Genomic DNA, 11,339 nt, shown 5'->3' with positions numbered 1-11,339 from the left:
TTTCACTAATCACCAATCTGAAATTACGAATTACGAATTACGAATTACGAATTACGAATTACCCTTATGACTGTAAAAACTTTAACGATAAATGGCGAATTAGTCAGCGCCCGTGAGGATGAAACTTTACTGACAATAGCGCAGGGGGCTGGTATCCATATTCCTACGCTGTGTCATTTGGAAGGTGTGGGAGATGTGGGTGCTTGTCGGTTGTGTTTGGTAGAAATTTCTGGGAGTAATAAATTGCAACCGGCTTGTGTGACAAAGGTTTCTGAAGGGATGGAGGTGAATACAAATAGCGATCGCTTACAAAGATACCGTCGTACAATTATCGAAATGCTATTTGCTGAAGGTAATCACATTTGCTCGGTTTGCGTTGCTAATGGTAATTGTGAACTTCAAGATCTGGCAATAGAAATGGGTATGGATCACGTCCGGTTAGAATATCAATTTCCTAACCGTGCCGTTGATACTTCTCATCATCTTTTTGGCATTGATCATAACCGTTGTGTGCTTTGTACCAGATGCGTTCGTGTTTGTGATGAAATCGAAGGCGCACATACTTGGGATATGGCAGGAAGAGGATCAAAATCTCACATTATTACTGATTTAAATCAGCCTTGGGGGACTTCTCAAACTTGTACTTCTTGTGGTAAATGTGTTAATGCCTGTCCCACAGGAGCATTATTTGATAAAGGTTCAAGTGTAGGAGAGATGAAACATGATCGTGGCAAAATCGAATTTTTATTTACAGCCAGGGAGAAAAAACAATGGAATTTTTAGAAGAATGTAACCCAGGACAATTATCTATCAATCAATATCAATTAGCAAAAGAGAAATCTAATGTTAAACCGAATTGGAAAAATATTTTTGCGGATGCTACTTTTGGTGATTTTGACAGCATTTATATTCCTGGATTTAGGAGACCTCACATTCCAGAAAGCAAATGCTGCTATCACTCAATTAGAAGAAGCACCGGGAGAATTTCTTTATCGCTCACAAGTAAAATTAGATGATCAATCAGGAAAAGTTTGGCAGGTTGTGTTATTTAAACAAATATATCCTGGTCAAGCATCTAATATAAATCTTCGATTAATTGGTTTTCCTGGTTCTGCTAAATTAATTCATCCTCAACCTTTAAAAATCACCTCGGAAACAGGTAAAGTTTGGAAGGCTGCTGATGTATTTTTAGATGAAGCACCAGCACCAACCATTGGTGAATATGATTTGACAAATATTTTGCCAGAATTACCAGATGAGAAGTTAACACTGGGAATACCTCTACCCGGTTCAAACTTTATCAAAATCTCAGTTCCCGCATCTGTAGTCAAGGAATGGCGTACCGTGCTGATTAGTTAGAATTTTCAACGGAGAAACTAACCGCAGAGGACACAGAGAAATAAGAGGTAAAGAGTGTTTTATTTTTTTTAGTTAAAGTATTTTTCAGATTTTGAGAACAGAAAAATGACTAGATTGAAATTAGCGACAGTATGGTTAGGTGGGTGTTCTGGTTGTCATATGTCCTTTCTTGATTTAGATGAATGGTTAATAGATTTAGCCGCCCAAGTAGATGTAGTTTATAGTCCCATAGCTGATATTAAGGAATATCCAGAAGGTGTAGATTTGGTATTGGTTGAAGGTGCGATCGCAAATGAAGAACATTTAGAACTAATTCACAAAATTAGAGAACGCACTAAAACAGTAATTTCCTTTGGTGATTGTGCTGTTACTGGAAACGTTACCGCTTTACGTAATCCCTTAGGTGGTGCTGAACCTGTCCTCCAACTTGCTTATATTCAATCAGCCGACGTTAACCAGCAAATTCCCCACGCACCGGGAATAGTTCCACCCTTACTAGATAAAGTCGTACCTGTACATCAAGTCATACCAGTTGATATTTATTTACCCGGTTGTCCCCCCTCAGCCCCCCGCATTCGTGCCACATTAGAACCATTATTGAAAGGAGAAAAACCGCAAATGGAAGGACGAGAAATGATTAAATTTGGCTAATATCTTCTTCTTCTTCTTCCTTCGCGTCCTTCGCGCCTTCGCGGTTCATTATAATCCATATCCTTCAGAGGTAAAATATGTTAACAGCAGCAGATGTAATGACCAAAGATGTTGCCATGATTCGCAGTTCAGCAACAGTAACAGAAGCAGTCAAATTAATGCAAGCTAGAGATTGGCGAGCATTAATTGTAGATCGTCGCCATGAACAAGACGCTTATGGAATTATCACCGAAAGCGATATTGTTTATAAAGTAATTGCCTATAGCAAAGATCCAAATAAAATCCGTGTTTATGAAATCATGACTAAACCTTGCATTGTCGTAAATCCCGAATTAGGTTTAGAATATGTAGCCAGATTATTTGCTAATCACAATCTCCGTCGTGCGCCTGTAATTAGTGGTGATCTCATAGGAATTATTTCACTTACTGATATCTTAGCGCGGAGTAGCAGTTTAGAAAAACCTAGTTCAATTTTGTTAGAACAAGAATTACAAGATGAAATTAAAAAAGCTCGTCTTGTCTGTACTGATAAAGGCATAAATTCCGCAGAATGTGCAGCAGCTTGGGATGTAGTAGAAGAAATACAAGCCGAAATTGCCCACCAACGAGCCGAGAAACCTTTAAAAACTGCTTTTGAAGATTACTGTGATGAATATCCAGAAGCAGCAGAAGCAAGAATTTATGAGTTGTAATTCGTAAGTCAGGAGTTCGGAGTCAGGAGTCAGGAGTTCGGAGTCAGGAGTCAGGAAGGATGACAAATATTTTTCTCTTCTGTTCCCTGCTATATCAAACATTCTGTATCCTGAATCCTTACCCAATTACCAATTACCTATTACCTATTTTTTATGAAAAAAATAATTATTGATCCGGTTACTCGCATTGAAGGACACGCGAAAATCAGTATCTATTTAGATGATGATGGACAAGTTAATGATGCAAGGTTTCATGTAACAGAATTTCGTGGTTTTGAAAAATTCTGTGTTGGTCGTCCTTTAGCGGAAATGCCTGGAATTACCGCACGGATTTGTGGTATCTGTCCGGTGAGTCATTTGTTAGCATCAGCAAAAACAGGCGATCGCATTCTCGCTGTCACAATACCACAAACAGCCACCAAACTCCGCCGGTTGATGAACTTAGGTCAAATCGTCCAATCCCATGCCCTCAGCTTCTTTCACCTGACCGCTCCAGACCTATTATTAGGCATGGATAGCAACCCCGCACAACGTAACGTATTTGGTTTAATTGCTGCTGAACCAGAATTAGCTAGAGGTGGTATTCGGTTACGTCAATTTGGTCAAGAAATAATTGAATTATTAGGAGGAAAAAAAATCCATCCATCTTGGGCTGTTCCCGGTGGAGTTAGTGACCCTTTAACAGCAGAAAATCGCACCCACATTCAACAACGCATTCCTGAAGCACGCACTACTATTATTAATGCCATAGATTTATTTAAAAAGCTGCTGGAAAAATATGCAAAAGAAGCGCAAACTTTTGGTAATTTCCCTAGTTTATTTATGGGGTTAGTGACTGCTGAGGGTTTATGGGAAACCTACGACGGACATCTCCGTTTTGTTGATAGTGCTGGTAACATTGTTGCTGATAAACTTGACCCCAGTAACTATCATGAATTTATCGGTGAAGCAGTTCAAGCAGATTCTTATTTGAAATCTCCTTATTATCGTCCTTTAGGTTATCCCGATACTCAGGATCATTGTCGTTTAGATAGTGGAATGTATCGCGTTGGGCCTTTAGCTAGATTGAATATTTGCAGTCACATTGGTACATCTTTAGCTGATCAAGAATTACAAGAGTTTCGTAGTCATGGAACTGGGACGGTTAAGTCATCATTTTTCTATCACTATGCCCGTTTAATTGAAATTTTAGCTAGTATTGAACAAATAGAAATCTTACTTGATGACCCTGATATTTTATCAACTCATCTCCGTGCTGAAGCTGGTATTAATCAATTAGAAGCTGTGGGTGTAAGTGAAGCACCAAGAGGAACATTATTCCATCATTATCATGTTGATGAAAATGGTTTAATGCAAAAAGTCAATTTGATTATTGCTACTGGTCAAAATAACTTAGCTATGAATCGTACAGTAGCTCAAATTGCCCGTCATTTTATCCAAGGTGATGAGATTAAAGAAGGAATGTTAAATCGTGTAGAGGCTGGTATTCGGGCTTTTGATCCTTGTTTAAGTTGTTCAACTCATGCCATGGGACAAATGCCTTTATTGGTTGAAGTAGTGGCTAAAGATGGAACTGTAGTTAATAAAATTTACCGAAATTAATTACATGAAAGTCAAAACTTCTATTTCTCAAACTCTTGCTCTCCGTGCCTCTGCGCCTCTGCGTGAGATAAAATCATATACTCACTCACCAACACCAACCTTTTTTGTTCATTACTCTATATGGAAATAACAGGAAAGGCAGAGCCTTTGGATGGCATTCCCAGTCAGAGACTGGGAACGAGGTAACGAGGTATGGTCAGGATGAGGTTGATGTCTAGTTGTCTACTGAATTTCTTCACTTAACTTTACACCAGCTTGCACTAGGTCAAAATCTGCGGGAAAATGGGTGGTGCGATCGCAATCTGCTTTCTCAAAGTGCGCTCCTGCTAAATTAGCTTGACGTAAATCCGCAGAAAACAACATTGCTCCTCGCAAATCTGCATGATGCAAGTTAGCATGACTCAAATCGGCAAAACTGAGGTCGCAGCCGCGTAGATTAGCACTGCTGAGATTAGCATGACTCAAATCAGCATAGCTGAGGTTAGAGCCTTTTAAGTCAACACTTTGCAAATCTGCGTCGCCTAATTCGGCTTTTTCAAAGTCTCGTTTTCCCGCTGCGTACTCCTCTAAAATCTTGGCAGCAGTATTAATGGGCTGTTGGAACTTGGCTTCAGGCATATAACAGCCTCACTGTTAAATCTAAAGTTGAATCAAATAAATATATTTTCATCATATAACCAATAATCACCGAAATTAAATCAAAATTAACATAAATTTGTTCAACCATAAAATTTTTGATTTAAAAGCTTTTGTATTTCCTCACAAGTTCCTCAAATTTTTGCTTTAATTTTAAAATAGATTCAATAATCCTATAATAAGGATATTAGGAGAGCAGAGTGATGTCATCCTTATATATTGGTCACGCTTCTTAATATGAGTTGATTTACAAACCTATTACAGCAGTAATTTATGAGGATGCTGATGTAAAAGTTCCTGTTGAAAATAATAGTTTAGTTATTTTATTGTCTCAGGGACTTCCAGGAAATCAATTATCCAATCTGGTGAGATGGGCTTCTAGCCCCTCCGGGTTTCAGGACAGACTTTTCGGCCTATCCCACAAGAATGAATTGAATATTTTTTATTTGGAATTTCCTAAAAGAGTGTTAAAGCAATGAGTGGAACTGCAATGGTGATTGGTTACGGTAATGAATTACGTGGTGATGACGGTATTGGTAAACGGATAGCAAATGCGATTAATTCTTGGCACTTATTAACCGTAAAATCCCTTGCAGTTCATCAATTGACACCGGAATTAGCTGCAAATTTAGCAAATGCTGATTTGGCGATTTTTGTTGATGCTTGTATTCATTGTGAACCTTTAGATGTACAAGTACGATCGCTCTCATCCAGAGATTCTAGCACTATTAATGGGCATACAGGTGATCCGCGATCACTCTTAGCCCTCACAGAATCCTTATATGGCCACTGTCCCCCGGCTTGGTTGGTGACAGTACCGGGGGTAAACTTTGAAATTAGCGATCGCATATCACCCAGTGCTGAAAATGGAATTGCGATCGCACTTATTAAAATTATCCGAATTTTGGATAAATGTAGAAATTTATGGATGTAGTGTGAATGAAGGGAACAGGTGACAGGTGACAGGTGACAGGTGACAAGTAAGAGTTATTACCAATTACCAATTACCAATTACCAATCCTCAATCCCCAATTCCAATCTCTAATCCCTATGCAAAAATATATGAAATCGACTAGCGACCGGGCTTATGATATATTGCAAACAGAGAGAATAAATCCCCTAGACGCTATTTTCAGACCTCAGAGTGTAGCGGTGGTTGGTGCAAGTGAAAAAGCTGGAAGTGTGGGACGTACATTGCTTTGGAACTTAATTAGTCATCCCTTTGGGGGAACGGTTTTTCCTATTAATCCTCAGCGTCGTAGCGTATTAGGAATTAAAGCCTATCCTACTATTTTTGATGTTCCTGAAAAGATAGATTTAGCGGTAATTGCCACACCAGCAGCCACCGTTCCCAAGATTATATCTGATTGTGTGGATGCAGGAATCAAAGGAGCAATTATTATTTCCGCTGGATTCAAAGAAGCAGGTGTCAAAGGTATAGCTTTAGAACAAGAAATACTCCAACAAGCACACCGGGGTAAAATTCGCATTATTGGCCCCAATTGTCTAGGCTTAATGAGTCCTCGCACAGGTTTAAATGCTACCTTTGCTAGTACAATGGCGCGTCCGGGAAATGTTGGTTTTATCAGCCAAAGTGGGGCGTTATGTACAGCGATTCTGGATTGGAGTTTTAAAGAAAACGTCGGTTTTAGTGCCTTCATTTCCATCGGTTCAATGTTAGATATTGGTTGGGGAGATTTAATATATTATCTTGGTGATGACCCCCATACAAAAAGTATTGTAATTTATATGGAATCTATTGGGGATGCGCGTTCATTCCTGTCAGCAGCGCGAGAAGTTGCTTTAACTAAACCAATAATTGTGATTAAAGCCGGTCGTACCGCAGCCGCAGCCAAAGCCGCAGCTTCCCACACAGGTGCATTAGCAGGAAGTGATGCTGTTTTAGATGCTGCTTTTCGACGTTGTGGGGTGTTAAGAGTAAATAGTATTTCTGACTTATTTGATATGGCAGAAGTATTAGCAAAACAACCCCGTCCCCAAGGTTCACGTTTAACGATTTTAACTAATGCTGGTGGTCCAGGAGTATTAGCAACAGATACATTAATTGAAAGTGGGGGAGAACTTGCAGAAATTTCTGAAGAATTGATCACTGATTTAAATCAAGTTTTACCTCCCCAATGGAGTCATAGTAATCCTATTGATATTTTAGGAGATGCTGATCCTCAAAGATATACTCAAGCTTTAGAAATTGCTGCAAAAAACCCGAATAGTGATGGATTGTTAGTGATTCTTACACCACAGTCGATGACAGATCCTACCCAAACAGCCCAACAATTAAAACCCTATTCCCAAATTTCCAATAAACCGATTTTAGCAAGTTGGATGGGTGGGGCTGATGTCGCTGCTGGGGAACAAATTCTCAACCATCAAGGTATTCCTACATACCCTTATCCCGATACTGCGACGCGGGTATTTAGTTATATGTGGCGGTATAGTTATAACTTAAAGGGTATTTATGAAACTCCAATTTTACCCAATTTAAGTTGTGATTCTACTGCCGATAATTTTACCATAGTTGAGAATATTATTCAAGCTGCCAGACAAGCAGAAAGAACAATTCTAACGGAATTTGAATCTAAGCAAATTTTAGCAGCTTATGGTATTCCGGTGGTTGCAAGTTGCATTGCTGACAGTGCAGATAAAGCAGTTGAATGTGCAGACAGTTTTGGTTATCCAATAGTTTTAAAACTTTATTCCCAAACTATTACCCATAAAACAGATGTGGGTGGTGTACAGTTAAATCTGCAAGATGCCGAAGCTGTAAAAAATGCTTATTGGACTATTGAAACATCGGTAAGAGAAAAAGTAGGTGCAGAACACTTTCTTGGTGTCACTGTACAGCCAATGGTGAAAACTGATGGTTATGAGTTGATTGTTGGTAGTAGTTTAGATCCGCAATTTGGGCCAGTGTTATTGTTTGGGGCTGGGGGACAGTTGGTGGAAATTTTTCAAGATAGTGCGATCGCACTCCCACCTCTCAACACAACTTTAGCACGGCGGATGATGGAACACACCAAAATTTACAAAGCTCTCCAAGGTGTGAGAGGACGTAACAGTATTGATATGTCTGCACTTGAGCAATTATTAGTAGTATTTAGTCAATTGGTTGTAGAACAAAAATGGATTAAAGAAATTGATATTAATCCCTTGTTGGCAATTCCGCCAACTCCTGCAAATCCTGGTGGTTTAATTGCTTTAGATGCGCGGATAGTTCTCCATTCTCCAGATGTCGAAGCAAGCCAATTACCAAAATTAGCAATTCGTCCCTATCCTACCCAATATGTAGGCGATTGGAAACTAAAAAATGGGACACCAATTACCATTCGTCCTATCCGTCCTGAAGACGAACCTTTGATGGTAAAATTTCATCAAACCCTATCCGAAGAAAGCGTTTATTTCCGATATTTCCACTTAATGAAATTGAGTCATCGCATCACCCATGAACGACTGACGCGGATATGTTTTATTGATTATGATCGGGAAATGGCTTTAGTTGCAGAGTCCCAAAATTTGGAAACAGGAACCCAGGAAATTATAGCTGTCGGGCGTTTGAGTAAATTGCATGGTAATAATGCGGCTGAATTTGCTATGCTGGTGAGCGATCGCTTTCAGTGTCAAGGCTTAGGAACAGAATTACTCCACAGATTGCTAGAAATTGCTAAAAATGAGCAAATCTGCTGTATCTATGCCGATATTCTCGCTGATAATTCAGGTATGCAGCGAGTATGCAAAAAACTCGGTTTCAAAATTGCACCCACAACTGATGCAACAGTATTAAGGGCAGAAATTACAGCGGATTTCATTTAAATGAGATACAAACTTGAATCATGAAACTCTTGTGGTGCGGGCATCTTGCCCGCTAGGTATGTACCTCCTGACAGCAAAATCCGCTGTAATTTTAGGGACAATGCAGTCCATTACCATTTATTTGTGAAGTTGTGCCAAATCCTAACTTTTTTCAACGCAAAACCATCTTTATCTGTGTTTATCTGCGTACCCTATGCCTACGGCACACTTTGCGAACGGGAAGCAAGCTACAATTATTCTTGATATCTTATTTAATTCAAAATTTTAATTTCGGAATTTATTCTTGATAAACAAATACTGGCACTCTTTTATAAGCAGGTGTACCAGAATGCGGATCAATTTTTGCTTGAAAAATTACGTTTACTTCAGGATAAAACATCATCGCTGCACCTTGACGAATCTCTCCACAAATAATTTCCACATTTTCTAATTTACCCGCATCACCTTGAACTGTTACCCGTTGATGTTGCCTGAAACCAGCTTTTTCTATATCGTCATGATTCATCAAAATACAGTTACGATGTGGTATTCCGCGATAATAATCTCCATCTTTATAAACAACAGTATTGTGTTGAGAATAACTTCTTCCTGTTCCCAAAATTAAAACAATACCTGGGATTGATTCACTTAAACCAAAATCTGTTTGACTGGGTAAATTCAAGTTTGGTAAATCAGTAACAAACATCTTGGCTTTACCTGTATCTGTGGCGAATTTTGGTTCATTAAAAATCCGTCCAGAAATAGTAAATTCTTCTCCTACATTATCAATAGTTGCAATTTTTTCATAACCAGGAATTGTCTTTGCAATCAACTCACGAACATATTTTGGATCTTGGAGTTTGCGCCAATTTACAGGATCATCTCCTAAAACTCTATGGGCAATTTCTACAATTAATTCTATTTCCGAAATTAAATCAGCATCTTTTAAATGAGTTGTGCCTACATCATTAAGACGAACGAAATTATTACCAGATTCTATGGTAGTTTTATGGGGATTCTCAAAGCGAGTAAATACTGGCAGAATAATCGTATTTTGCTTGGCTAAACCGTGAAAATGTCCGAGATTTGGTTTTGTGGCCACATAAAAAATGGTTTTTATTTTTCCCAAAGCTTGTTTTGCTTGGTTTAAATTTGGGTTTGCTGCATAGAGATTTCCACCCAAACAGATCAAAGTATCAACTTCTCCCTGTTCTGCCGCTGTAATTAATGCCCTAGTATCATAGCCAAGAATACGACTGAGTGGGCGTTGTAGAAGTTTTTCTAAAGCTTGCTGAATTTCTTTTTTTAAGTGGATAGTGACACCCATTGAGCCAAATCCTTGCACGTTTGAGTGTCCGCGAATCGGCATTGTTCCTGCACCCGGTTTGCCGGCATTTCCTGTTAAAAGTGCGGTATTAGCAATACTATAAATGTTATCAACACCATTTTCTTGTTGTGTAACTCCCATTGCCCAAGCAAATACTACACAGGTAGATGTGCCAATTATTTGTGCGGCAGCATTAATCTCAGATTGAGAAATTCCACAAGTTGCAGTTATTGTTTCCCAAGAAGTAGATTCGGCATATTTAATAATATTTTCCCAGTCTTCTGTATAGGCTTTGAGAAAATCTGGTTTAATTAAATTTTGGGCAATTAAAGATTTTTGTATCCCCACAAATAAAGCGACATCACTACCGGGAATTGGTTGTAGATACAGTGAAGAAATTTCCGAACCACCAGCCAACATGGATTTTATAGGATAAGCTGGAGATGCAAACTTCACTAAACCAACTTCTATAGTTGGGTTGACAATAATTACCTTTCCACCTCTTTCCCGTAACTTAATCAATTCATTCATCAATCGGGGATGATTTGCGGGGGCATTAGAACCAATCAAAACTATACAATCAGATTGTTTGAGACTTTCTAAACTTACCATTGAAGTCCCAGAACCAAACATCTGTTTTAATCCCACTGTCGATGCTGCATGACACAAATCTGAACAATCAGCCAAATTATTGGAATCAAGCGATCGCATCATTAACTGTAACAGAAAGGCTGCTTCATTCGATGATCTCCCAGAACTGTAGGAAGCTATTCTTTGTGGTGATTTTCTAAATGCTATCTCTGCAATTTGATAAACTTCATCCCATGAAATTCGTTCATACTGCGAACTCCCAGAACGTAAAATCAACGGATGACTCAATCTACCTAAATTATTTGCTGACTGGGAATTTAATTCCTGCAACTGTGTCAAGGTATACTGCTGTTCAAAATAAGTTGCTGCTTGTAGTTCTGATGCGATCGCTTCTATACTCTTAGCACAACGTTGCAATACTTCCCCATCTTCATTCACAAAACCACCTTTTTGTCCACCTGTCCCCCACGCGCAAGAAAGACAAGCACTTTTGTGCAATAACTTTTGCCAAATCTGCACACCATCAGCAGAGATCGTCTTTTCTGCCCAGTATTTAATGACAGGCATTCCTCCACCGACATCTGGTGTTTTGTCAGCACTCATAACATCACCTTGAATTAATGAGTATTGTTAACAATAATATCAGGTTCGGTTAAACACTTATAATATCTGTA

General features: G+C 38.9%; 9 protein-coding genes. 7 read left to right on the top strand and 2 right to left on the bottom strand.

Features of this window, described 5'->3' with window-relative positions; translation table 11 throughout:
- Positions 1–66 precede the first annotated feature (66 nt).
- From hoxU to ACOWPH_RS15270, 5 genes are all read left to right on the top strand, one after another.
- Complete coding sequence (hoxU, locus tag ACOWPH_RS15290) at positions 67–783, top strand: bidirectional hydrogenase complex protein HoxU (protein ID WP_015216236.1); 717 nt, start codon at positions 67–69, stop codon at positions 781–783.
- A gap of 60 nt (positions 784–843) precedes the next feature.
- Positions 844–1,359, top strand: a complete 516-nt coding sequence (locus ACOWPH_RS15285) for a DUF3122 domain-containing protein (RefSeq protein WP_015216235.1) — start codon at positions 844–846, stop codon at positions 1,357–1,359.
- A 105-nt stretch (positions 1,360–1,464) separates the two neighbouring features.
- Positions 1,465–2,010: an NAD(P)-dependent nickel-iron dehydrogenase subunit HoxY gene (locus ACOWPH_RS15280; RefSeq protein WP_015216234.1), complete on the top strand. Its 546-nt coding sequence runs from the start codon at positions 1,465–1,467 to the stop codon at positions 2,008–2,010.
- A gap of 77 nt (positions 2,011–2,087) precedes the next feature.
- Positions 2,088–2,702, top strand: a complete 615-nt coding sequence (locus tag ACOWPH_RS15275) for a CP12 domain-containing protein (RefSeq protein WP_015216233.1) — start codon at positions 2,088–2,090, stop codon at positions 2,700–2,702.
- A 153-nt stretch (positions 2,703–2,855) separates the two neighbouring features.
- On the top strand, positions 2,856–4,304 hold the full coding sequence (locus ACOWPH_RS15270; protein WP_015216232.1) for a Ni/Fe hydrogenase subunit alpha: 1,449 nt from the start codon (positions 2,856–2,858) through the stop codon (positions 4,302–4,304).
- Between the two features lie 222 nt (positions 4,305–4,526).
- Here the strand turns inward: ACOWPH_RS15270 and ACOWPH_RS15265 are convergent, their stop codons facing one another.
- Positions 4,527–4,922 (bottom strand): pentapeptide repeat-containing protein, encoded by a 396-nt coding sequence (locus tag ACOWPH_RS15265; RefSeq protein WP_015216231.1) that lies wholly within the window; start codon positions 4,920–4,922, stop codon positions 4,527–4,529.
- Positions 4,923–5,415: 493 nt separating this feature from the next.
- Here ACOWPH_RS15265 and ACOWPH_RS15260 point away from each other — a divergent pair, with 493 nt between their 5' ends.
- Both ACOWPH_RS15260 and ACOWPH_RS15255 read left to right on the top strand, forming a co-directional pair.
- The gene (locus tag ACOWPH_RS15260) at positions 5,416–5,874 is read left to right on the top strand and encodes a hydrogenase maturation protease (protein WP_015216229.1); all 459 of its coding nucleotides are present in this window, start codon (positions 5,416–5,418) and stop codon (positions 5,872–5,874) included.
- A gap of 116 nt (positions 5,875–5,990) precedes the next feature.
- Positions 5,991–8,768 (top strand): bifunctional acetate--CoA ligase family protein/GNAT family N-acetyltransferase, encoded by a 2,778-nt coding sequence (locus tag ACOWPH_RS15255; protein WP_015216228.1) that lies wholly within the window; start codon positions 5,991–5,993, stop codon positions 8,766–8,768.
- A gap of 277 nt (positions 8,769–9,045) precedes the next feature.
- Here ACOWPH_RS15255 and ACOWPH_RS15250 read toward each other — a convergent pair whose 3' ends face one another.
- Complete coding sequence (locus ACOWPH_RS15250) at positions 9,046–11,268, bottom strand: FdhF/YdeP family oxidoreductase (RefSeq protein ID WP_015216227.1); 2,223 nt, start codon at positions 11,266–11,268, stop codon at positions 9,046–9,048.
- Between the last annotated feature and the right edge of the window lie 71 nt (positions 11,269–11,339).

The sequence above is a fragment of the Anabaena sp. PCC 7938 genome, assembly GCF_049315035.1.
Taxonomy (GTDB): domain Bacteria; phylum Cyanobacteriota; class Cyanobacteriia; order Cyanobacteriales; family Nostocaceae; genus Anabaena; species Anabaena cylindrica.
Note: the sequence above shows the minus strand (reverse complement) of the source record. Positions and strands in the feature narration are given on the sequence as shown.